The sequence below is a fragment of the Micromonospora sp. CNZ295 genome (assembly GCF_004217535.1).
Genome location: NZ_SHKZ01000001.1, coordinates 3,801,798 through 3,823,535, shown reverse-complemented (window position 1 = coordinate 3,823,535; position 21,738 = coordinate 3,801,798). Strand labels below are relative to the sequence as shown.

At 73.0% G+C, this 21,738-nt stretch carries 20 protein-coding genes; 10 read left to right on the top strand and 10 right to left on the bottom strand.

Translation table 11 applies throughout. The features are described 5' to 3' along the window. Positions 1-133: 133 nt before the first annotated feature. Positions 134-1,069 (top strand): phosphotransferase, encoded by a 936-nt coding sequence (locus tag EV376_RS18010; RefSeq protein WP_486482905.1) that lies wholly within the window; start codon positions 134-136, stop codon positions 1,067-1,069. Between the two features lie 43 nt (positions 1,070-1,112). Continuing rightward, the gene (locus EV376_RS18005) at positions 1,113-1,898 is read left to right on the top strand and encodes an alpha/beta fold hydrolase (protein ID WP_130324777.1); all 786 of its coding nucleotides are present in this window, start codon (positions 1,113-1,115) and stop codon (positions 1,896-1,898) included. 79 nt (positions 1,899-1,977) lie between these two features. Here the strand turns inward: EV376_RS18005 and EV376_RS18000 are convergent, their stop codons facing one another. After that, a complete protein-coding gene (locus EV376_RS18000) occupies positions 1,978-2,406 on the bottom strand; it encodes an ArsI/CadI family heavy metal resistance metalloenzyme (protein ID WP_130324775.1) in 429 nt (142 codons plus the stop codon). A 131-nt stretch (positions 2,407-2,537) separates the two neighbouring features. On the opposite strand from EV376_RS18000, the gene EV376_RS17995 reads away from it, so the two are divergent. Together EV376_RS17995 and EV376_RS17990 are read left to right on the top strand one after the other, a co-directional pair. Next, complete coding sequence (locus EV376_RS17995; protein WP_130324773.1) at positions 2,538-2,885, top strand: metalloregulator ArsR/SmtB family transcription factor; 348 nt, start codon at positions 2,538-2,540, stop codon at positions 2,883-2,885. Then, positions 2,882-3,388: a GNAT family N-acetyltransferase gene (locus tag EV376_RS17990; RefSeq protein WP_130324771.1), complete on the top strand. Its 507-nt coding sequence runs from the start codon at positions 2,882-2,884 to the stop codon at positions 3,386-3,388. Before EV376_RS17995 ends, EV376_RS17990 begins: the two co-directional genes overlap by 4 nt. Positions 3,389-3,508: 120 nt before the next feature. Here EV376_RS17990 and metH read toward each other — a convergent pair whose 3' ends face one another. Further along, entirely contained in the window at positions 3,509-7,024 is a 3,516-nt protein-coding gene (metH, locus tag EV376_RS17985; RefSeq protein WP_207228188.1) for a methionine synthase, read from the bottom strand. 339 nt (positions 7,025-7,363) lie between these two features. Between metH and EV376_RS17980 the strand changes: the two genes are divergently transcribed. From EV376_RS17980 to EV376_RS17970, 3 genes are all read left to right on the top strand, one after another. Then, positions 7,364-8,233: a PAC2 family protein gene (locus EV376_RS17980; RefSeq protein WP_130324769.1), complete on the top strand. Its 870-nt coding sequence runs from the start codon at positions 7,364-7,366 to the stop codon at positions 8,231-8,233. Positions 8,234-8,367: 134 nt separating this feature from the next. Then, complete coding sequence (locus EV376_RS17975) at positions 8,368-9,159, top strand: GntR family transcriptional regulator (RefSeq protein WP_130324767.1); 792 nt, start codon at positions 8,368-8,370, stop codon at positions 9,157-9,159. 138 nt (positions 9,160-9,297) lie between these two features. Next, the gene (locus tag EV376_RS17970; protein ID WP_130324765.1) at positions 9,298-11,190 is read left to right on the top strand and encodes a hypothetical protein; all 1,893 of its coding nucleotides are present in this window, start codon (positions 9,298-9,300) and stop codon (positions 11,188-11,190) included. A 28-nt stretch (positions 11,191-11,218) separates the two neighbouring features. Here the strand turns inward: EV376_RS17970 and mshC are convergent, their stop codons facing one another. From mshC to EV376_RS17950, 4 genes are all read right to left on the bottom strand, one after another. Next, complete coding sequence (gene mshC / locus EV376_RS17965) at positions 11,219-12,457, bottom strand: cysteine--1-D-myo-inosityl 2-amino-2-deoxy-alpha-D-glucopyranoside ligase (protein ID WP_130324763.1); 1,239 nt, start codon at positions 12,455-12,457, stop codon at positions 11,219-11,221. 66 nt (positions 12,458-12,523) lie between these two features. Beyond that, a complete protein-coding gene (locus tag EV376_RS17960) occupies positions 12,524-13,342 on the bottom strand; it encodes an SCO1664 family protein (protein WP_130324761.1) in 819 nt (272 codons plus the stop codon). After that, complete coding sequence (locus tag EV376_RS17955) at positions 13,339-13,911, bottom strand: DUF3090 domain-containing protein (protein ID WP_130324759.1); 573 nt, start codon at positions 13,909-13,911, stop codon at positions 13,339-13,341. Before EV376_RS17955 ends, EV376_RS17960 begins: the two co-directional genes overlap by 4 nt. 97 nt (positions 13,912-14,008) lie before the next feature. Continuing rightward, positions 14,009-14,725, bottom strand: a complete 717-nt coding sequence (locus EV376_RS17950) for an MSMEG_4193 family putative phosphomutase (protein ID WP_130328715.1) — start codon at positions 14,723-14,725, stop codon at positions 14,009-14,011. Between the two features lie 614 nt (positions 14,726-15,339). Between EV376_RS17950 and EV376_RS17945 the strand changes: the two genes are divergently transcribed. Beyond that, the gene (locus tag EV376_RS17945) at positions 15,340-15,930 is read left to right on the top strand and encodes a hypothetical protein (protein WP_130324757.1); all 591 of its coding nucleotides are present in this window, start codon (positions 15,340-15,342) and stop codon (positions 15,928-15,930) included. Between the two features lie 156 nt (positions 15,931-16,086). On the opposite strand, the gene EV376_RS17940 is transcribed toward EV376_RS17945, so the two are convergent. Then, complete coding sequence (locus EV376_RS17940) at positions 16,087-16,923, bottom strand: undecaprenyl-diphosphate phosphatase (RefSeq protein WP_130324755.1); 837 nt, start codon at positions 16,921-16,923, stop codon at positions 16,087-16,089. Then, positions 16,920-17,972, bottom strand: a complete 1,053-nt coding sequence (locus EV376_RS17935; protein WP_130324753.1) for an LLM class F420-dependent oxidoreductase — start codon at positions 17,970-17,972, stop codon at positions 16,920-16,922. Before EV376_RS17935 ends, EV376_RS17940 begins: the two co-directional genes overlap by 4 nt. Before the next feature lie 191 nt (positions 17,973-18,163). On the opposite strand from EV376_RS17935, the gene EV376_RS17930 reads away from it, so the two are divergent. Both EV376_RS17930 and EV376_RS17925 read left to right on the top strand, forming a co-directional pair. Next, the gene (locus tag EV376_RS17930) at positions 18,164-19,135 is read left to right on the top strand and encodes an aldo/keto reductase (RefSeq protein WP_130324751.1); all 972 of its coding nucleotides are present in this window, start codon (positions 18,164-18,166) and stop codon (positions 19,133-19,135) included. 230 nt (positions 19,136-19,365) lie between these two features. Further along, positions 19,366-19,557: a DUF5703 family protein gene (locus EV376_RS17925; RefSeq protein ID WP_039906151.1), complete on the top strand. Its 192-nt coding sequence runs from the start codon at positions 19,366-19,368 to the stop codon at positions 19,555-19,557. Positions 19,558-19,659: 102 nt separating this feature from the next. Here the strand turns inward: EV376_RS17925 and EV376_RS17920 are convergent, their stop codons facing one another. Both EV376_RS17920 and EV376_RS17915 read right to left on the bottom strand, forming a co-directional pair. Further along, positions 19,660-20,316: a periplasmic substrate-binding domain-containing protein gene (locus tag EV376_RS17920; RefSeq protein ID WP_130324749.1), complete on the bottom strand. Its 657-nt coding sequence runs from the start codon at positions 20,314-20,316 to the stop codon at positions 19,660-19,662. Between the two features lie 52 nt (positions 20,317-20,368). Next, the gene (locus EV376_RS17915) at positions 20,369-21,691 is read right to left on the bottom strand and encodes a M20/M25/M40 family metallo-hydrolase (RefSeq protein ID WP_130324747.1); all 1,323 of its coding nucleotides are present in this window, start codon (positions 21,689-21,691) and stop codon (positions 20,369-20,371) included. Positions 21,692-21,738: the final 47 nt, after the last annotated feature.

Genomic DNA, 21,738 nt, shown 5'->3' with positions numbered 1-21,738 from the left:
TGGACCCACCGGGCGCCCCGGCACCGGCGCCACACCTGAGAGGATGCCGGGCATGCGGGACCGACCGGTTGGCCTGGCCGAGAGCGACCTTCGGGCGGCGCTGACCGACGGCTGGGCGGTCGACGCCGGCTCGCTGGAGTACCTCCCGGTCGGCTTCGGCAGCTACCACTGGTCGGCGACCGGGCGGGACGGGAGGAGTTGGTTCGTCAAGGTGGACGACCTCGGCTTCCACCGGCCGGGGCGGCCGGACGAGTTCGACCGGCTGCGGCGCTCGATGCGGACCGCGCTGACGCTGCACCGCGACGCCGGGCTGGAGTTCGTCCTGGCTCCGGTCCCGGCGGCGGACGACGCACCGGTGCGGCGGCTCTCCCCGCGCTACGCCCTGTCGGTGTTCCCGCTGGTCGCCGGCACGGCCGGAGAGTTCGGGCCGCACCGACCCGAGGATCTCGCCGAGCTCACCGACCTCCTGGCCCGGCTGCACCGCGCCACCCCCGCCGTCGCCCACCTCGCTCCCCGCGCCGACCTGCTGCTGCCCGGCCGCGACGGGCTCAACGGGGCGCTCGCCGATCTGCAGCGACCCTGGACCACCGGCCCGTACGCCGAGTCGGCCCGCAAGCTGCTGACCGTGCACGAGGGGCGGGTCCGAGCGTGGCTCGACGACTTCGACCGGCTCGTCGACGAGGTACGCCGGAGCGGCACCGACTGGGTGGTCACCCACGGCGAGCCACATCCCGGCAATGTCATCCGCACGCCGTCCGGGGCCCGGCTCATCGACTGGGCGACCGTGCAGATCGCGCCACCGGAGCGGGACCTGTGGATGCTCACCGACGCGTTCGCCGGCATGCTCGGTGCGGATCCGGCCGGCACCGACGCCCAGGTGCTGCGCCACTACCGGCGCGCCGGCGGACGGGCCGTGACGCCGGCCGGTGTCGCCCGCTACCGGCGGTGGTGGCCGCTGGCCGACGTCGCCGCCTTCGTCAACGACCTCCGCCGGCCGCACGGCGACGGTGCGGACGACGCCGCCGCGCTGACCTACCTCGCCGGCTACCTCGAATCCGCACCCGATTGACGCTCGCCCCGGCGGCGCGGGTCGGATCGTATGGTGTGAGCGCATGCGGCAACCGATCAACGTCTCCGTGTGGGACGGGCCGGTGGGACCGGCCCCGGCGATCCTCATCCACGGCACGTTCACCTGGGCCACCCTGGCGTTCGAGCACCAGCGGTCGCTGGCCCGGCACCGCCGTGTCCTGCTGCCGGACCGGCGCGGCTTCGGCGCCAGCCCGGACCTCGACGACGACGCCGTGACCAGCGACTACACCATCGACGCCGAGGACATCGCGGGACTGATGGCAGGCGGCGCCCACCTGGTCGGTCACTCCTACGGTGGCACGGTCGCGATGCTCGCCGCCGTCGCTCACCCCGAGCTGGTCCGCTCACTGACGCTCATCGAGCCGTGCGCGCACACCGTGGCGTCCGACGATCCCGTCGTCGCCCGAGCCATCGAGGACGGCCGCCGGTTCATGGCCGGCGCGCGCCGCGGCACGCCGGAGGAGTACGTCGACCTGGCGTACGGCGACCGCCGCCGGCCGGAACCGGCGGACCGGCTGTTGCGCGCCGCGCGGACCGCGCTGCACGAGCGCCCCTGCTGGCTCGCCGACCTGGCGACCGGGCCGCTGGCGAAGGCGGACTTTCCGAAGCTCGTGATCCTCGGCGGCTGGGAAGCCGTCCCACCCGGGTACCGGCCGGGCATGGCGGACGTGATGCGCGCGGTCTGCGCGCGGGTCGCCGAGCGCCTCGACGCCCGGCTGGTGCGCGTGCCGGGGGCTGCCCACGAGCCACACCGCGAGCAGCCCGGCACCGTCAACGCTTTGCTTGCCGACCTCTGGTCGGGCTCCTGATGGCAGATCGTCCGGTCGATCGCGGCGGGGTGGGCTCGCTCATCCCGTCGGCGCCGGGGGACTGACGTCACGGGAAGGGTCAAGACGCCGCGGCGGCGGCCCGGGTGCAGCAGGCGGCTCCGGTGGCCGTCGTCAACTGCGGGGAGTCGGCCTTGACGGTGTAGACCTCCCACGGCTCGTTGCCGGGGCCGCGTACCCAGACCTTGTCCTGGAGCGCGTAGCAGCACTCGGTGTCGTTCTCCGCCAGCGTGGCCAGGCCGGCGTCGGCGAGGCGCCTCGTGGCGGCGCCGACCTCGTCGGTGCTGAACACCTCGACGCCCAGGTGGTCCATGACGGTGGGCTGGCCGGCCTCGCCCTCGAGGAGGACGAGCTTCAGCGGCGGGTTCTCCACGGCGAAGTTGGCATAGCCGGGACGGCGCTTGGTCGGCTCCACGCCGAACAGCTTCGAGTAGAAGGCGACGGAGCCTTCGAGGTCGGGCACGCGCAGGGCGAGCTGGACACGGGACATGGCACTCCTCCTGGTGGCGGTGGTCGGCGGCTTGAACAGGCGGGTGGGGCCTGACCAGCACGCCTTGACTAGATGCTTTTCGAAGCAAGGCCCACGTTGCACCCTATCTCGACATCTGTCAAGCTAGATGTATGTCGAAACAGTCGCTGCCGGTGGTGGACCTCGACGCGGTCGCCTGCTGCCCGCCGATCACGGCCCGCCCGATGGCCGCCGATCAGGCGGCCGTGGTCGCGCCGATGTTCAAGGCGCTCGGCGACCCGGTCCGGCTGCGGTTGATGTCGATGATCGCGTCGGTGCCGGAGATGTGCGTCTGTGACCTGACGCCGGCGTTCGACCTGGCCGGGCCGACCATCTCCCACCACCTCAAGGTGCTACGGGAGGCCGGCCTGGTCGACTCCGAGCGGCGCGGCACCTGGGTCTGGTACCGGGTCAGGCCGGACGCGCTCCGCCAGCTCGGCGCGCTGCTGGACATCCGATGACCGCTCCAACCGGCCTCGCCGTCACCGCGATGGGCGAGCAGCACGCCGACGCCGTACTGGAGATCTACCGGCTCGGTATCGCCACCGGCCACGCCACGTTCGAAACCGAACCGCCCACCTGGGCGCAGTTCACCGCCAGCCGGCTACCCGGCCACCGCTGGGTCGCCGTCGACGCCACCGGCCGCGTCCTCGGCTGGATCGCCTGCTCCGCCGTGTCCGACCGGTGCGTCTACGCCGGCGTCGTCGAGCACTCCGTATACGTCCACCCGGACGCCCGCGGCCGAGGAGTCGGCCGAGTCCTGCTCGACGCCCTGATCGCCTCCACCGAGCAGGCCGGCATCTGGACCATCCAGTCCGGCGTCTTCCCCGAGAACACCGCCAGCCTCGCCCTGCACACCGCCTGCGGCTTCCGCACCGTCGGCACGCGCCAGCGTCTCGGCCGCCACCACGGCGCCTGGCGCGACGTCATCCTGATCGAACGCCGCAGCCCCACGATCGACTGACCGGAATCCGCGAGTCTCCGCCGGCCCACGTGGAGACCTAGCGGGACGGCGACGCACGCCGTCTCCTCCGCAGCCTGAGCGAGGGATCCGCCAGCAGCCGGACCTGGACGCCTATGCCGGTCACTTGGCGTTGAAGTAGCTCGCCTCCGGGTGGTGGACGACGATCGCGTCGGTGGCCTGTTCCGGGACCAGCTGGAACTCCTCGGACAGCTGCACGCCGATCCGCTCCGCCCCCAGCAGCTGCACGATCTTCGCCCGGTCCTCCAGGTCCGGGCAGGCCGGGTAGCCGAAGGCGTACCGACAGCCCCGGTAGTCGGTGCGCAGCAGCCCCGCCAGGTCGGCCGGATCGTCGTCGGCCAGCGTACGGCCACCGGGCAGGCTCAGCTCGGCGCGGATCCGCCTGTGCCAGTACTCCGCCAGCGCCTCGGTGAGCTGCACGGACAGGCCGTGCACCTCCAGGTAGTCGCGGTACTCGTTGCGGGCGAACAGCTTCGCCGTGTACTCGCTGATCGGCTGGCCGACCGTCACCAGCTGCAACGCCACCACGTCCAGCTCCTCGCCGCGGGGGCGGAAGAAGTCGGCCAGGCAGAGCCGCCGCTCCTGGCGCTGCCGGGGGAACGAGAAGCGGGCCCGCTCGGCGTGGCCGTTCTCGTCGAGCACCACCAGGTCGTTGCCCTCCGAGTACGCCGGGAAGTACCCGTACACGACGGCCGCTTCGAGGACCTGGTCGGCGATGAGCCGGTCCAGCCAGTAGCGCAGTCGCGGCCGGCCCTCGCTCTCCACCAGCTCCTCGTACGTCGGGCCCTTGCCGCCCCGGACGCCGCGCAGGCCCCACTGCCCGAGGAACGTGGCCCGCTCGTCGAGCAGCGCCGCATAGTCCGCCAGCGGCACGCCCTTGACCACCCGGGTGCCGAAGAACGGCGGGGCGGGCACGTCCACGTCGGTGGCCACGTCGGAGCGCACCGACGCGTCGTGCAGCTCCGGCAGGGACTCGGTGACGACGGCCCGCTGCCGCTCCCGACGCGCCCGCCGGGCGGCCAGAGCGGCCTCCCGCTGCGCGTCGACGACCGGGGCACCACCGCGCTTGGCGGTCATCACCCGGTCCATCAGGGACAGACCCTCGAAGGCGTCCCGCGCGTAGTGCACCTGCCCGGGGAACATCGACCGCAGGTCGTCCTCGACGTACGCCCGGGTCAGTGCCGCGCCGCCGAGCAGGACCGGCCAGCGCTCCGCGACCCCGCGCGAGGCCATCTCGGCCAGGTTCTCCTTCATGATGACGGTGCTCTTGACCAGCAGCCCGGACATACCGATCGCGTCGGCGCGGTGCTGCTCGGCGGCGTCCAGGATGGCGTTGATCGGCTGCTTGATGCCGATGTTGACCACCTCGTAGCCGTTGTTCGACAGGATGATGTCGACCAGGTTCTTGCCGATGTCGTGCACGTCGCCCTTCACGGTGGCGAGCACGATGCGGCCCTTGCCGCCGTCGTCGGCCTTCTCCATGTGCGGTTCCAGGTACGCCACCGCCGTCTTCATCACCTCGGCGGACTGGAGCACGAACGGCAACTGCATCTGGCCGGAGCCGAACAGCTCCCCGACCACCTTCATGCCGTCCAGCAGGATGTCGTTGATGATCGCCAGCGGCGCCGTCCCGGCCGCCATCGCCGCGTCCAGGTCGGCCTCCAGGCCGTTGCGCTCGCCGTCGATGATCCGGCGCTTGAGCCGCTCCTCGAGGGGCAGCGCCGCCAGCTCCTCGGCCCGGCCGGCGCGCGCCGACGCCGCGTCGACCCCCTCGAACAGCTCGATGAACCGCTGCACCGGGTCGTAGCCCTCCCGGCGCCGGTCGTAGACCAGGTCGAGCGCGACCTCCCGCTGCTCCGCCGGGATCTTCGACATCGGCAGAATCTTGCTGGCGTGCACGATCGCCGAGGTGAGCCCGGCCTGCACGCACTCGTGCAGGAACACCGAGTTGAGCACCTGTCGGGCCGCCGGGTTGAGACCGAACGACACGTTCGAGACGCCCAGCGTGAAGTTGACCCCCGGGTAGCGGGCGGCGATCTCCCGGATCGCCTCGATGGTCTCGAGACCGTCGCGGCGGGTCTCCTCCTGCCCGGTGGCGATCGGGAAGGTCAGCGCGTCGATGAGGATGTCCGACCGGGACATCCCCCAGCGGCCGGTCAGGTCCTCGATCAGCCGGCCGGCGACGCGTACCTTCCAGTCCTTGGTGCGGGCCTGGCCCTCCTCGTCGATGAGCAGGGCGACCACCGCGGCGCCGTGTTCCTTGACCACCGGCATCACCCGCGCGTAGCGGGAGTCGGGGCCGTCGCCGTCCTCGAAGTTGACCGAGTTGACCACGCACCGGCCGCCCAGCATCTCCAGGCCGGCCTCGACGACGGCCGGCTCGGTCGAGTCCAGCATGATCGGCAGCGTGGAGGCGGTGGCGAACCGGCCGGCCAGCTCGCGCATGTCCTGCGTGCCGTCGCGGCCCACGTAGTCCACGCACAGGTCCAGCAGGTGCGAGCCGTCCCGGGCCTGGCCGCGGGCGATCTCCACGCACGCCTGCCAGTCCCCGGCGATCATGGCCTCGCGGAACGCCTTGGAGCCGTTGGCGTTGGTCCGCTCCCCCACCATCAGGACGCTCGCGTCCTGCGCGAACGGCACGTGGTGGTAGATCGACGAGACCCCCGGCTCCGGCCGGGGCTCGCGCGCCACCGGCGTACGGCCGCGCAGCCGCTCCACCAGCACCCGGATGTGCTCCGGCGTGCTGCCGCAGCAGCCGCCGACCAGCGAGACGCCGTAGTCGGTGACGAACTGCTCCAGTGCGTCGGCCATCTCGGCCGGCGTCAGCGGGAAGTACGCCCCCTCGGAGGTCAGCACCGGCAGGCCGGCGTTCGGCATGACCGACAGCGGGATCCGCGAGTGCTGGGCCAGGTAGCGCAGGTGCTCGCCCATCTCGGCCGGGCCGGTCGAGCAGTTCAACCCGATCAGGTCGACGCCGAGCGGCTCGATCGCGGTCAGCGCGGCGCCGATCTCGCTGCCGAGCAGCATGGTGCCGGTGGTCTCCACCGCCACGTGGCAGATGATCGGCACCTGCCGGCCCAGCTCGACCATCGCCCGCTTCGACCCGATCACCGCGGCCTTGACCTGGAGCAGGTCCTGGCAGGTCTCGACGATCAGGGCGTCCGACCCACCGGCGATCAGGCCCGCGGCGTTCTCCCGGTACGCGTCCCGCAGCGCGGCGTACGACGCGTGGCCGAGGGTGGGCAGCTTGGTGCCCGGCCCGATCGAGCCGAGGACGAAGCGCGGCTGCTCCGGTGTCGCGTGCGCGTCGGCGGCCTCGCGGGCCAGCCGGGCGCCCGCCTCGGACAGCTCGCGGATGCGCCCCTCGATGCCGTACTCGGCGAGGTTGGGCAGGTTCGCGCCGAACGTGTTGGTCTCGACGCAGTCCGCGCCCGCCGCCAGGTACGCCTCGTGCACCCCGCGGACCACGTCCGGCCGGGTCACGTTGAGTATCTCGTTGCAGCCCTCGAGACCGTCGAAGTCGTCGAGGGTCAGGTCGGCCGCTTGGAGCATGGTCCCCATCGCCCCGTCGGCGATGAGGATCCGGGCCGCCAGAGCGTCGAGCACAGAGATCTCCACGGCTTCAGGTTAGTGCGGTCGCTCGCGACCCGGTCGACACCGGCTGGCGGATCCCACATTCTGTCACCCGGATCACCCTGTCCGGTTCGCTATCGTATGACCGGCCGGCCCGTGGCGCGACCGGCGCGGCCGACGGGCCGCGCCCCGCCCCGGCACGTAGGCTGGCGGACGTGAGGGACTACAGCGACACCGCGGTGCACGGCGGGCGGTCGGTCGGGGACAGCCCCGGCGCCGTCCCGAACCGGAGCGAGGTGGCGGCGTGAGCGAGCTTGTCGAGCGAACCATCGAGCTCAGCACCGGGGCGCGGCGCGCCGCCGCCGAGCGGAGCGAGGTGGCGGCGTGACCGAGTTCGACGGACTCCCGGTGCTGCGGTCCCCGGTGGCCATCGCCGCCTTCGAGGGCTGGAACGACGCCGCCGACGCGTCGACCGCCGCCGTCGAGCACCTCGAGCAGGTGTGGCAGGCCCGGCCGGTCACCGAGCTGGACCCGGAGGACTTCTACGACTTCCAGGTCAGCCGTCCCACGATCACCATGTCCGACGGGGAGACCCGCCGGGTCGAGTGGCCGACCACCCGCTTCATGGTGGCCAGCCCGGCCGGCACCGAGCGGGACGTGGTGCTGATCCGCGGCATCGAGCCGAGCATGCGCTGGCGGACCTTCTGCGAGCAGGTCCTGGAGATCTGCCACAGCCTGGAGGTCGACCGGGTGGTGCTGCTCGGCGCGCTGCTGGCCGACGTGCCGTACACCCGGCCGCTGCCGATCAGCGGCAGCGCCTCCGACAAGGACGCGGCGCAGCGCTACCAGCTCACCCCCACCCGGTACGACGGCCCCACCGGCATCGTCGGGGTGCTGCACGACGCCTGCAGCCGGGCCGAGGTGGACGCCGTGTCGTTCTGGGTGCACGTGCCGCACTACGCCAACAACCCGCCCTGCCCCAAGGCGACCCTGGCCCTGCTGCACCGCGTCGAGGAGGTGCTCGACCTGCCGGTGCCGATGGCCGACCTCGCCGAGGAGGCCGCCGAGTGGGAACAGCGGGTGCGCAGCGCCGCCGAGCAGGACGCGGAGCTCGGCGAGTACGTCCGGGAGCTCGAGGAGCGGGTCGGCGACGCCGGCATCACCCCGCTGACCGGGGACGAGATCGCCCAGGAGTTCGAGAAGTACCTGCGCCGCCGGGGCGGCTCCGCCGGCCCCACCGCCGGCTCCTGGTGAATTCCGCTCGCTGACCGGGCCGCGGATCCGCGTCCGGGGCCTGGTTTCCGCCTGCCTCCCCGCGTGTCGGGCGTGGACGGTCACACCCTCTAAGGCATCCTAGGAACCTAGCTGTCATCGAGGAGGAGGCGGGCATGCAGATCAACCCCGGCGCGGCCGAGTTCCCGCACCGCCAGATCGCCGCGCAGCTCAAGGCCCAGGTGCGCCGCGGCGACTGGGGGCCGGGCGAGCGACTGCCGTCCATCCCGGCCATCGCCGAGATGTTCGGGGTCGCCAAGCAGACCGTGCAGCGCGCCGTCGACCAGCTGCGGGTCGAGGGCATCCTGATCACCAAACCCGGCTCCGGTACGTACGTCCGCGGCACCCGGCGCCGCCTCAACCGCCTCTCCCGGGGCCGGTACGGCGGCTTCCGCGGCTACCACACCGACCTCGCCGCCCGGTACCGGCAGCAGTTGGTCTCGGTCGGGCCCGCCCCCGCCCCACCCGAGGTCGCCGACGCGTTCGGCGTACCCGACGGCACCGACCTGCTCTGCCGCCGGCACCTGGTCCGCACCGAGGACTCACCGGTCGAGGTGGGCGCCTCGTGGTTCCTGCCCGCCGACACCGCCGGCACGTCGCTGGAGCGCGCCGAGGCGTTCGGTCGCCCGCTCTACCAGGAGGCCGAGGAGGCCACCGGCCGGCGGTACGTCACCGCGACCGACACGATCAGCGCCCGGCAGCCCAGCCGGGAGGAGGCGGAACTCCTCCAGATCCGCCCCGACACACCGGTGCTGCACCTGCTGCACATCGCGTACGACGCCCACCGCAAGCCGATCGAGGTCGCCCAGGCCACCTGGCCCGGCCCGGTGACCACGCTGACCGAGGAGTACAAGATCCCCGCCCCCGCGCCGGAGCAGGATCCCGACCCGGGGCTGGTCCTCGGCTGAGTGGCCGCCCACCGGCGCCGAACCGGCAGGCTTGTCTGCCCGAAGGGAAGGCGTTCGGGGCACCGCCGCCCCCGTTCCTACTGCTAGCTTGCCCGGGCGAGAAGTCCGTGGATCGTTCATGTTAGGCAGGCGGCGGGAATGTACGTGGTCGTTGCGTGGTTCGGTGGGCGGCTCGTTTCGCCGGAGGCGCGACTGGCCGCGCGGGACCGGGTCGAGGCGGCGCTGGCCACCATCGTGCCGGACAGCTACGTACGGCACGAGGTCGGCGGCGACGACTGGGGCGTGACCGTGCTGCACACCGCCGACCAGGCCCCCTACCGCTGGCCCACGGTCGCCACGGACGGCCCGGTCACGGCCGTGTCGCTCGGGATTCCGGTCGGGGCGGACCCGGCCGGCGGCCCCACCGCGCTCGCCCGCCGGCTGCTCGCCGGCGAGGACGTCCACCGGACCGTGGTTCCCCCGTTCGGCCTCCTCGCGCTCGACGCGGACCGCCGCTTCGCCGTACAGCAGGACTGGCTCGGCATGTGCCGGCTCTTCACCGGTGCCGCCGACGGCATCACCGTGCTGTCCAGCCGGCCGAGCCTGGTGGCCGCCTTCCTGCACGGCCGGGCCGAGCCGGACCTCGACGGCTGGCGGTCGTACACCATCTGCAGCCACTTCGGCGCCGAGCTGTCCCCCGTGCGCGGCGCGCGGCTGCTGCGGGCCGGGGAGCGAATGACGGGCCAGCGCCGCGACGGCGGCGGCTGGTCGGTCAAGGCCGAGGTGCGCTACGGCGTCGACGACATCGTGATGGCCGGCTTCGACGCCCAGGGACGGACGGCCGAGGCGCTGGACCTGGCGGCCGAGGCGATCACCCACACCACGAGCAGCTTCCACGGTCTCTACGACGCCGAGGTCGACCTGGGGCTCTCCGGCGGCAAGGACTCCCGCCTGATCGCGGCCTCGCTCGTCGCCGCCGGCCGGCTGCCCCGGTTCTTCACCAACCGGGACATCCAGGCCGAGGCCGATGTCGCCACCGAGCTGCTGCGGCTGCTGCGGGAGAAGCGGGGGCTCGCCCCGATCCACGACCTCCGGCTGAAGAGCATCCCCGCGCAGGTCGTCAGGATCGGCGTTCAGGAACGCGTCCGGCGGATGCAGCACCGGTTCGACTACCAGTACCCGTCCACGTACCTGCCGCGCCAGGCCGTCGCGGAGCGACTGCCCGACACCATCGGCCCGGCGACGTTCAGCGGAGCCGGCGGCGAGCTCGCCGTCGGCTACTGGTATCCCCCGGCCGACCAGGACCGCACCCCGGAGGATTCGGCGGCCGCGAACCTGCTCAGCGCCGTCCCGGCGAGCGCGGCCGGCGAGGGCGTGATCGAGGCCGAGCGCGCTCGGATCGACGCGATCCTCGAGCACGCGAAGGACATCGGGGTGCACGACCTGCACCTCGCCGACTACCTCTACCTGGTCGAGCGGGTACGCCGCTGGTACAGCTCCGCCTACACGGTCGGCATGGTCACGCCGTTCCTCACCCCCGGCTTCGTCACCGCCACCTTCGCGCTGACGCCGCAGCAGAAACGCGACCGCCTGGTGCACACCGGGCTGATCGAGCGGCTGGTACCCGAGTGGTCCGACGTTCCCTTCGCCACCGCCTACTCCCTCAAGTCGACCGCGGCGAAGGTGTGGCAGGGCGACGGCATCGAGGCGATCGCCGAGCTGGTCGACACCGCGCACGGCCCGGTCACGCAGTTCCTTCGGCGCGACATCGTGGTGCGCTCGCTGACCAGAGCGGTGCGGGACCAGGCCACCCTGGCCGACGAGCGCATCCTGCAGCACTTCGCCTGCCTGGCGATGGCCTCCAACCAGCTCGAACCGGCCACCGTCCGGCCCGCCACCTCGGCCACCTACCGCCGGGTCACCGCACCGCCGAAGGCGCCCAGTGCCAGGTCGAAGCTGGTGAGCCGGACGCAGTGGATCAAGAAGAGCCGGCTGGGTCGCCGGCTCTGGGACGTGGCGCGCCGGCAGGCGCAGGCCCGCCGCCCGGGCTGAGCCGGAGCGGCGGGCGCCGCGCCGCGGGTCAGAGACGGATGCCGAGGAGTGCGTCGACCGTGTCGGCGAAGAGCTTCGGGGCGGCGGGGTCGTCGGCGACGCCGGCGAGGGCGCGGTCGACCCAGGCGTCGACCACCGCCAGGGCGCCGGGGGTGTCGAGGTCGTCGGCCAGCCGGGCGCGCACCCCGGCGAGGAGCTCCGCCCCGGACGGCCCGGCCGGGGCGGCGGCGGCCCGCCGCCAGCGGCCCAGCCGCTCCTGCGCGGTCGCCAGCAGCTCGTCGGTCCACGAGCGGTCGCTGCGGTAGTGCCCGCTCATCAGGGCCAGCCGGACCGCCATCGGGTCCACCCGGTCGGCCCGCAGCCGGGACACGAAGACCAGGTTCCCCCGGGACTTCGACATCTTCTCGCCGTCCAGGCCGATCATGCCGGCGTGCACGTAGTGGCCGGCGAACGGCGCCTGGCCGGTGAGCCGCTCGGCGTGCGCCGCGGAGCACTCGTGGTGCGGGTAGATCAGGTCGTTGCCGCCGCCCTGCACGTCGATACGGTCGCCCAGCAGGTTCAGCGCGATGACCGCGCACTCGATGTGCCAGCCCGGCCGGCCCGGGCCCAGATCCCCGCCCGGCCAGGACGGCTCGTCCGCGCGGGCGCCCCGCCACAGCAGCGGGTCGAGCGGGTCCCGCTTGCCGGCCCGGTCCGGGTCGCCGCCGCGCTCCGGGAAGATCTCCAGCATCTGCTCCCGGGTGAGGTTCGACTCGTACCCGAAGCGCGGCGCGGCCGAGATGTCGAAGTAGATGTCACCGGTGCCGTCGTCCAGCCGGTACGCGGCACCGTCCTTCAGCAGCACGAGGACCTTCTCGGCGATGTCCGGGATCGACTCCACCGCGCCGACGTAGTGCGCCGGCGGGATGATCCGCAGCGCCTCCATGTCCTCCCGGAACAGCGCGGTCTCCCGCATCGCCAGGACCTTCCAGTCCTCGCCGTCGCGGGCGGCGCGCTCCAGCAGCGGATCGTCGATGTCGGTGACGTTCTGCACGTACGCCACGTCCAGCCCGGCGTCCCGCCACACCCGCTGCACCAGGTCGAACGTGATCATCGTGGCGGCGTGCCCGAGGTGGGTGGCGTCGTACGGCGTGATGCCGCAGACGTACATCGTGCCCGCGCCGGCCGGCGTGCTCGGCACCGTGCCCTGCCGCGCCGAGTCGAACAACACCAGCGGCCCGCCCCGGCCCGGCAGCCGCGGCACCTCGTGTCCCGCCCAAGACTCCATGACCGCCAGCCTAACCAGCCGACGGGCGCCTCCGGGGCGCGCCACAGGTGATCAACGCGACAGCCCTCACATGGGCGGCCAGGGCACCGCCGGCCACTCCTGCGGGGGCAGCGGAAACCGCCCGCCGCCCCGCAGCCGCTCCACCCGGGCGGCCAGCTCGGCGATCTCGCCGAGGGTCAGATGATCCGCCAGCTCCTCGCCGAGCTCCCCGGCGACCTGCCCGGCGAGGGCGTCGAGCATCTCCATCGCATCCGGCGGCAGCTCCCGGCCCGCCCAGCCCCACAGGACCGTGCGCAGCTTCTCCTCCACGTGGAAGCTCACGCCGTGGTCCACGCCGTAGATCCGGTCGTCCGGGCCGACCAGCACGTGCCCGCCCTTGCGGTCGGCGTTGTTGATGACGGCGTCGAGCACCGCGAGACGGGCCAGCCGCGGGTCGTCGGCGTGCGCGAGCGCGTACGGGGTACCGTCGTCGTCCCGGGCCGCGGCGATCGGGAACCACCGCGGCGGCAGCGCCTCGGCCGGCACGAACCCGACCAGCGGCTCCGCCTCGGCCGGCTCGTCGATCCAGAGCTGGCAGGAACCCGGCCCGAACGGCCCGTCCCGCAGCACCGTCGGCGGCACCAGATCCCACCCGGTGGCCCGGGACACCAGGTACGCGGCGACCTCCCGCCCGGCGAGCGTGCCCTCCGGGAAGTCCCACAGCGGTCGCTCCCCCCGGACCGGCTTGTAGACGCACCGGGCGGTCACGCCGTCCAGGGTCAGCACGCCCCGCAGCGTGGTGTTGGAGGCGTCCACCAGCCGCCCCTCCAGGTCCAGCGCGCCGTCCCGGAGCAGCCGGAGCGCCGCGTCGCCGTCCTGGCGGGGTTGCAGGTCCGACGAGGTCACCGGTGGTAGCCGTTGTGGCGCGGACAGAGGTGACCGGCCGGGTCCAGCGGCTGGCCGCACAGCGGGCACGGCGGACGGCCGGCGTTGACCACCCGCCGGGCGCGCTCGATGAACTGCCGGGTCGCCTCCGGCGTCAGCCGCACCCGGAGCCGGTCCAGGTCCTCGTCCGGCTCCTCGTCGGGCTCCTCGTCGTCCGGCTCGCCCAGCTCGGCCTCGACCTCCGCCTCACCGACGGCGATCGCTTCGATCACGACCGTCTCGGTGTCGACGTCGAAGGCCAGCCCCAGCGTGCCGACCCGGAACTCCTCGTCGACCGGCGTGTCCAGCGGGTCGTTGTCGCCGACGGCCGCGCCCGCCTCGGGCACCTTCACCCCGAACCGGCGCTGCGCCTCGGCGAGCAGCTCCTCCAGCTTCTCCGCCAGCAGCGAGACCTGGACCTTCTCCAGCGCGACGCTGACCAGCCGGCCGCCGCCGCGCGCCTGGAGGAAGAACGTGCGATCCCCCGGCGGCCCGACGGTCCCGGCGACGAACCGCTCCGGCGGCTCGAAGGCGTGCACCTGGTGGGTCATACCACGACCCTATCCGGCGTACCCACACAGCGCGCACCCCACCGACCCGAATCGCCGCTTCCGGCACAGCGGCCACGCGTCCCGCGTCGGCCCGGCCTCACCGGGCCGCCGCTCCGGCGCCGCCGCCGACCGCCGCGTCCGAGTCGGCCGCGCGGGCCGACCGCCGGCGCCGCTTCGGCGGGGGCGGGACCAGCGCCGCCAGGTCACCGCCGGTGTCGTTGAGCCGCACCAGGAACGGCCGCAGCGACGTGTAGCGGATCGCCGTGACCGACGCCGGGTCCGCGACGATGCGCTGAAAAAGATCCAGGTGTACGCCGAGCGCGTCGGCCACGATCGCCTTGATCACGTCGCCGTGCGTGCAGGCCAGCCACACCGCCTCCGGGCCGTGCTCGGCGGTCACCCGGGCATCCCAGGTACGCACCGCCGCCACCGCCCGCGCCGCCATGGCGGCCATCGCCTCCCCGCCCGGGAAGACGGCGGCGCTCGGGTGCTGCTGCACGACCGGCCAGAGTGGCTCCTTCGCCAGCCGCTTCAGCGGCTGCCCCTCCCAGCTGCCGTACCCGCACTCGATGAGCCCCTCCTCCACCACCGGGTCGGCCTCCGGCACCGCCAGATCCAGCGTCTGCCGGCAGCGGATCAGCGGACTGGTCACCACCACGGCGAGGGGCACCGGCTTCAGCCGCTCGCCGACCGAGACCGCCTGGGCGCGACCGGTCTCGTCCAACTCGACCGGCTGCCGGCCGGCCAGCCCTCCGTCCGCGTTCGCGGTCGTCCGGCCGTGTCGCAGAAGCAGAAGGGTCGCCACGGTGACCAGGGTAGGCGTGCGGGTGGTCCCGGTTGGGTGTGGCCTGGCCGTGTCCGGTCTTGTCCGTTGGCTGATCGTTGGTTGCGGTTGGGGGGTGTGGCCCGCCGTGCCCGGCTTCCGGGCAGGCTTGATCCGTGCGCCGGTCCCGGCGGGCCACACCCCTGACGTGGGCCGGGTCCGCCCGCTGGCGAGGGCTTGGGAGCTGTCTCGTGGCGGGATCTGACCGGTAACGCCCCGATGGGGGTCGGGGGTCTTCCGGGGGTCGGCGTCGCGGGCTGTGCTGTGTGTGCCGGGTGTCCGGATCTGGTGTGCCCGTCTGGGGCCGGGTGTCGGGTTTGGGGGTGTGACCGGGGGCATCGTGGGGGCGGAATCGTGGGCGGGGTGGGGGCGTTACATCCACTGGACGATCGAGCAGGAGCCCGGGTCTTCGACGGGTTGGTGGTCGCCGGAATGTTGGCGGCCGGTCGGTCGTTACACCTGGACCCGGCACCGTGAAGGGCCATCCCCCCGCCCTCGGATGCCGGTGGTCTTTCCCCGAGTCTTTTGAGCGCCTCGGATGGTGCTTGCACCGCCTACGCCCCCCCTTTGGGCTGGTGGTGCCGACCCCCGAATGGAGCTTCATCATGAACACGATCATGCGTAAGAGCGTTCTGGGTATCGTTGGTCTGGCGTTCGCTGGTGGTCTGGCCGCTGGTCCGCTGAACCACGACACCGCCAGCACGACCGCGCCGGTGACCGGGGCTCCGGTCGCCGCGGTGCAGGCCGACAAGCCTGATGCGGGCAAGCTGGTCCCGCACGGTGTGCAGGGCAAGCAGTCGCGCATCGACCTGTCCGATGAGCAGACCGGCAATGTGAAGGCGATCATCGCGGCGACGAAGAAGTCCGGCATGGACGAGCGGGCCGCCGTGGTCGCGATCGCGACCGCGCTGCAGGAGTCGAAGCTGGAGAACCTGGGTCACCTGGGTGAGCGCAACGACCATGACTCGCAGGGCCTGTTCCAGCAGCGCCCGTCCAGCGGGTGGGGCACGGTGGAGCAGATCACCGACCCCGAGTACTCGACCATGGCGTTCCTCAAGGGCCTCCAGCAGGTCGACGGCTGGCAGGACATGCCGCTGACCAAGGCCGCCCAGACCGTGCAGGTCTCGGCCTACCCGGACCACTACGCCCAGTGGGAACAGCAGGCCGCCGACCTGGTCGCCAAGCACTGGAACTGACCCACACAACCGCAGACCTTCCTCACAGGGGGAAACAAGCCGCTGGCCGGCACCCGACACCCGGGTGCCGGCCAGCGGCATCTCCACCGACCGACCGGCCCCGCCGGCGACCGCAGCCAACGCGAGCCGGACGCACCCCAGGCGGGTGCCGGACCGTCAGGTGGCGGTGATCGTGCCGGTCATCAGCAGAGCGAGCACCAGCGTGCCGAGGGCCACCCGGTACAGCACGAAGACGTACAGGGTGTGGTGGGCGACGTAGCGCAGCAGCCAGGCGATGGCGGCGTACCCGACGGCGAACGCGATGATCGTCGCCACGACCATCTGCGCGCCGCTCGGGACCGACGTGCCCGGCGCGGCCGGTTCGAAGACGTCGCCGATGCTGAAGATGCCGGACATGACCACGGCGGGGATGGCCAGCAGGAACGAGTACCGGGCCGCCGTCTCCCGGGTCAGGTTGAGCAGCAGGCCGGCGGTGAGCGTGCCGCCGGAGCGGGACACCCCGGGGATCAGCGCCATCGCCTGGGCGAAGCCCATGACGATGCCGTCCTTCATCCGGAAGTTCTCCAGGGTGCGGGTCTGCCGGCCCCAGTACTCGGCGAACGCCAGGACGAACGCGAACACGATCAGGGTGGTGGCGACCAGCCACAGGTTGCGGGCGGTCTCCCGGATCTGGTCCTTGAACAGGAACCCGAACAGGCCGATCGGGATCGAGCCGATGATGACGTACCAGCCCATCCGGTAGTCGAGGCTGCTGCGTACCGAGCGGTCCCAGATGCCGACGATCCAGGTACGGGTGATCCGCCAGATGTCCTTGGCGAAGTAGAGCAGCACCGCCGCCTCGGTGCCGAGCTGCGTGACGGCGGTGAAGGAGGCCCCGGCGTCCCGGTCGAAGAAGATCGCCGAGGTGATCCGCAGGTGTCCGGAGGAGCTGATCGGCAGGAACTCGGTGAGCCCCTGCACGATGCCCAGGACGATGGCTTCGACCCAGGTCACTCCCCGACTCCCGAGAGGTCCAGGGCCTCGGCGACGGTGCGCAGGGTCTGCACCCCGCTGTCCCGGTCGGCGGCGAACAGCGTCACCGACAGGGTGGTGACGCCGGCGGCGGCATACTCCCGCATCCGCTCGGCGATGCGCTCCTTCGGGCCGAGCAGCGAGGTGCGGTCGATGAACTCCATCGGCACCGCGGCGGCCGCGTCGCGCTGCCGCTTGGCAAGGTAGAGGTCCTGCACCTCGCGGGCGGCGTCGCCGTAACCCATGCGGGTGGCGAGCTGGTTGTAGAAGTTCTGCTGGCGGCTGCCCATGCCGCCCACGTAGAGGGCCGCGTACCAGCGGACCAGCTCGGCGCAGGTGTCGATGTCGTCGCCGACGACGACCGGCACCGACGGCACCACGTCGAACCCGGCGAGGTCCTTGCCGATCCGGGCCCGGCCGGCGCGGACGCTGGCGAGCTGCTCCTCGGCGAACTCAGGGGCGTAGAAGACGGCCAGCCAGCCGTCGGCGATCTCGCCGGCGAGTTCCAGGTTCTTCGGGCCGACGGCGGCGAGGTAGATCGGGATGTGCTCCCGCGGGGGGTGGAAGCCGAGGCGCAGCGCCTTGCCCGGCCCGTCGGGCAGCGGCAGCGTGTAGAACTCGCCGTCGTAGCTGACCTCCTTGCGGGCGATCGCCAACTTCACGATGTCGACGAACTCGCGGGTCCGGGCGAGGGGCTTGCCGAACCGTACGCCGTGCCAGCCCTCGGAGACCTGCGGGCCGGACACGCCGAGGCCGAGCCGGAACCGGCCGCCGGAGAGCGCGTCGATGGTCGCGGCGGTCATCGCGGTCATCGCCGGGGTGCGGCCGGGGATCTGCATCACCGCGCTGCCCAGGTCGATGCGCTCGGTCTGGCCGGCCATCCAGGCGAGCATGCTCGGCGAGTCGGAGCCGTACGCCTCCGCCGCCCACACCACCGAGTAGCCGAGCCGGTCGGCCTCCTGGGCGAGGGCCAGGTGGTCGGACGGCGTGCTCCACGCCGTCTGGTATCCGAGGCTGAGCCCGAGTCGCACTAGGTCCTCCCCCATTCGCAGCACAGGTCGCATCAGGTTACGCAATGCCGCCGCCGGAGCCGATCACCGGCTCACGCAAAACCGGCCGGAGCGGGACGGCGTGACCCGGGCGAGCGGATCCACGGGCTGGCCGGCAGACTTGGCGGGAGCGAGGATATCGGTGCGGCCCACGTTGGAAATAAGGTTCAGCCATGCAACAGCGACCGCTCGGCCGAAGCGGGCTGGCGGTTTCGCGGCTCGCGCTCGGCACCATGACCTGGGGTCGGGACACCGACGCCGACGACGCGGCGGCCCAGTTGAAGAGTTTCCTGGACGCGGGCGGCAATCTGATCGACACCGCCGACGTCTACGGCGACGGCGACGCCGAGTCCGTGATCGGGTCCCTGCTGGGCACCCTGGTCCCGCGCGACGAGTTGCTGATCGCCACGAAGGCGGGGTTGCGTCCGGGCAGCGGCCGGCGCCGCGACGGCTCGCGGGGGCACCTGCTGCGTACGCTGGACGCCTCGCTCCGCCGCCTCGGCACCGATCACGTCGACCTGTTCCAGGTGCACGGGTACGACCCGGACACCCCGTTGGAGGAGACCCTGGCGGCGCTGGACCACGCGGTGGCCAGTGGCCGGGTCCGCTACGTCGGCGTGTCGAACTTCTCCGGCTGGCAGACGGCCCGCGCGGCGGCCTGGCAGACGGCCTGGCCGGGCCGGGCTCCGGTGGTGGCCGCCCAGGTGGAGTACTCGTTGCTGGAGCGCGGCATCGAGCGGGAGGTGCTGCCCGCCTGCGATGCCCTCGGGCTGGGTGTGCTGCCGTGGTCGCCGCTCGGGCGGGGGGTGCTCACCGGCAAGTACCGGCACGGCCGTCCCGCCGACTCCCGGGCGGCGTCGCCGCACTTCGAGCGGTTCGTCGCCACCTACCTTGATCCGCGCTGCTCGGCCATCGTCGAGGCGGTCGCCACCGCCGCGGGCGGGCTCGGCGTCTCGCCGCTGGAGGTCGCGCTGGCCTGGGTCCGCGACCGGCCGGGCGTCGTGGCGCCGATCCTCGGCGCGCGGACGGTGGGGCAGCTGCTCGGGGCGCTCCAGGTGGAGCGGATGACGCTGCCGGAGGAGATCACCACGGCACTGGACGACGTCTCCGCGGTCCCGGTCGGCTACCCGGAGCGCGACGGCTGAAGCCGGGCCGCGACGGCTGAGGCCGGCCGCCGGGTTGCGAGGCAGCCTGCGACGGCCCGGGGTCACCCGGTGCGGTGCCGGCGTTCACCGGCCCGGCGGGGGTCGGGCCGGGCCGGCGAGGGCCGGGCCGGACCGACCGGGGCCGGGCCGGCGGCCGGACGAGCCGGGGTACCCCGGGTCACGGCCGCGGGGGTGGCGCCGGGGCCGCTGGGCTGGGCAGCATAGGGCCCATGGACTACGAATACGCGCCGCTGCGGTTGCCGCCGAATGTCGACCGGTTGACCGCCGCGGCGCAGCTGGCGATCCAGGCGGAGTTCTCCGGGTGGGAGTTGGCCCGGGTCCGGTTGTTCCGGGACGGGACGCGACAGGTGATGTTGCGCCGGCGCCGGGTCAACCAGCCCCAGCCCGGGCTGTCGTACTGACGAAGGCCGGCGTTCCCGGGGCCGACCGGCCTGGTCGGCCCCGGGAAGCCTCCTGCTTCGGACCCGCGGTCGATCGCACCGGCCGCGGGTCGGCGACGAGCCCTAGTGGGCGTGGTCGTGCTCCTCGTCCTCGAGTTCGAGGAACGGGTGCTCGTCGAGCCGGCCGACCAGCCGGTCGTCGGGGGCCGGCTGGAACGGGCCGACCGGGTCGTCGTCGTCGAAGGACTCCAGGTCGACCGGGGTGCCGACCTCGCTGACCATGACGACGCCGTCGAGCGGTTCGAGCTCCGGTACGTCCAGCGCGGCGAGCGAGCCGTCGCCGCACTGCAGCAGCTCCAGCACCGCCTCGCCGACCCCCTCGACGGGTGCCGGCTCGTGTTCGCCGGGGGTGCCCTCGCGGCGGGCCGCCTCGGCGGCGCGGATGAGCGCCCCGACGCTCGGCACCCGGTAGTCGCGCCGCTGCCGCACCGAGATCACCTGCGGGTGCGGATCGGTCGCCTCCACCTCGTCGAGGCCGCCGAAGCGCCGGTCGGCCTCGTCCGGGTCGATCGCCTGCACGTCCCAGGGGGTGACCTCGCCGAAGGCGTCCATCAGTTGCTCGTCGTAGGCGTACGAGGCGTTGTTCAACGTCACGTACGCCTGCCAGACGTCGTCGTCGTCGATGCGGCCCTGCGCGGCGCGTACGGCGGCCAGGTGGTGGCGGGCCGCCTCGATCACGCGTTCGAGGGCGGCGTCCAGCTCACCGTGCTGGTCGGTCATGTGCGGCGTCCCTTCGGTGTTCGGGAGTGCCACGCCGGGAACCGGACGCGGCTCAGCAGGTGCGGAGGAAACGGTCGAGCACCCGCACGCCGAACTGTAGTCCGTCCACCGGAACCCGCTCGTCGATGCCGTGGAACAGCGCCGCGAAGTTCAGGTCGGCGGGCAGCCGCAGCGGCGCGAAGCCGAAGCAGCGGATGCCGAGCTGGGAGAAGGCCTTCGCGTCGGTGCCGCCGGAGAGCATGTACGGCACCGGCCGGGCGCCCGGGTCCTCGGCGCGCAGCGCGGCGGACATCGCCGCGACCAGGTCGCCGTCGAAGGTGGTCTCGAGGGCGGGCTGGCGCTGGACGTACTCGATGGCGATGTCCGGGCCGACCAGCTCGCGCACCTGCGCCTCGAGCATCTCGGACTGGCCGGGCAGGCTGCGGCAGTCGATGGTGGCGGTGGCCCGGCTCGGGATGACGTTGTCCTTGTAACCGGCGGCCAACCGGGTCGGGTTGGCGGTGCTGCGGATGGTCGCGCCGACGATGTTGGCGATCGGGCCGAGCTTGGCGATGGCCGTCTCCGGGTCGTCCGGGTCGATCTCGACGCCGAGCACCTCGGAGACCTCCTCGAGGAAGGCCCGCACGGTCGCGGTGACGGTGACCGGGAACCGGTGCCGGCCGATCCGGGCGACCGCCTCGGCGAGGGCGGTGACGGCGTTGTCGTCGTGCAGGAACGACCCGTGGCCGGGTCGGCCCTTGGCGTGCAGGCGCAGCCAGTCGATGCCCTTCTGGGCGGTCTCGATGAGGTAGAGCCGCCGGTTGTCGTCGACCGAGTAGGAGAAGCCGCCCACCTCGCCGATCGCCTCGGTGCAGCCGTCGAAGAGGTCGGGGTGCCGCTTGACCAGGTGGTGCGCGCCGTAGTCGCTGCCGGCCTCCTCGTCGGCCGTGTACGCGAGCACGATGTCGCGGGGCGGGCGGACGCCGGTGCGCTGCCAGTGCCGCACCACGGCGAGCACCATCGCGTCGAAGTCCTTCATGTCGATCGCACCCCGGCCCCACAGGTAGCCGTCGCGCAGCTCGCCGGAGAACGGGTGCACCGACCACTCGTCGGCGTCGGCGGGCACCACGTCGAGGTGGCCGTGCACGAGCAGGGCGGGTCGCGCCGGGTCGGTGCCGGCGATCCGGGCGACCACGTTGGCCCGGCCGGGCGCCGACTCGTGGATCGCCGACTCGACGCCGACCTCGGCGAGCTTCTCCGCCACGTACTCGGCGGCGCGGCGCTCACCGGCGCTGGTGTCGTTGTCGCCGGTGTTGGTGGTGTCGATGCGCAGCAGGTCACGGCACAGGTCGACGACCTCGTCGGTGGGCGCGGGGTGGGCGGCGTCGCTCGTCATTGGCCCTTCATACCAGCCGCGCGGCCCGGACCGGCACCCCGTCCGGC

Excerpts from the sequence above, each read along its gene's own strand:
- EV376_RS17920 (WP_130324749.1), bottom strand. The coding sequence starts at position 20,316 with ATGACCGACCAGCACGGTGAGCTGGACGCCGCCCTCGAACGCGTGATC.
- EV376_RS17975 (WP_130324767.1), top strand. The coding sequence starts at position 8,368 with ATGCAGATCAACCCCGGCGCGGCCGAGTTCCCGCACCGCCAGATCGCC.
- mshC (WP_130324763.1), bottom strand. The coding sequence starts at position 12,457 with ATGGAGTCTTGGGCGGGACACGAGGTGCCGCGGCTGCCGGGCCGGGGC.
- EV376_RS17995 (WP_130324773.1), top strand. The coding sequence starts at position 2,538 with ATGTCGAAACAGTCGCTGCCGGTGGTGGACCTCGACGCGGTCGCCTGC.
- EV376_RS17930 (WP_130324751.1), top strand. The coding sequence starts at position 18,164 with ATGCAACAGCGACCGCTCGGCCGAAGCGGGCTGGCGGTTTCGCGGCTC.
- EV376_RS17925 (WP_039906151.1), top strand. The coding sequence starts at position 19,366 with ATGGACTACGAATACGCGCCGCTGCGGTTGCCGCCGAATGTCGACCGG.
- EV376_RS17990 (WP_130324771.1), top strand. The coding sequence starts at position 2,882 with ATGACCGCTCCAACCGGCCTCGCCGTCACCGCGATGGGCGAGCAGCAC.
- EV376_RS18005 (WP_130324777.1), top strand. The coding sequence starts at position 1,113 with ATGCGGCAACCGATCAACGTCTCCGTGTGGGACGGGCCGGTGGGACCG.
- EV376_RS18000 (WP_130324775.1), bottom strand. The coding sequence starts at position 2,406 with ATGTCCCGTGTCCAGCTCGCCCTGCGCGTGCCCGACCTCGAAGGCTCC.
- EV376_RS17945 (WP_130324757.1), top strand. The coding sequence starts at position 15,340 with ATGAACACGATCATGCGTAAGAGCGTTCTGGGTATCGTTGGTCTGGCG.
- EV376_RS17955 (WP_130324759.1), bottom strand. The coding sequence starts at position 13,911 with ATGACCCACCAGGTGCACGCCTTCGAGCCGCCGGAGCGGTTCGTCGCC.
- EV376_RS17915 (WP_130324747.1), bottom strand. The coding sequence starts at position 21,691 with ATGACGAGCGACGCCGCCCACCCCGCGCCCACCGACGAGGTCGTCGAC.
- EV376_RS17970 (WP_130324765.1), top strand. The coding sequence starts at position 9,298 with ATGTACGTGGTCGTTGCGTGGTTCGGTGGGCGGCTCGTTTCGCCGGAG.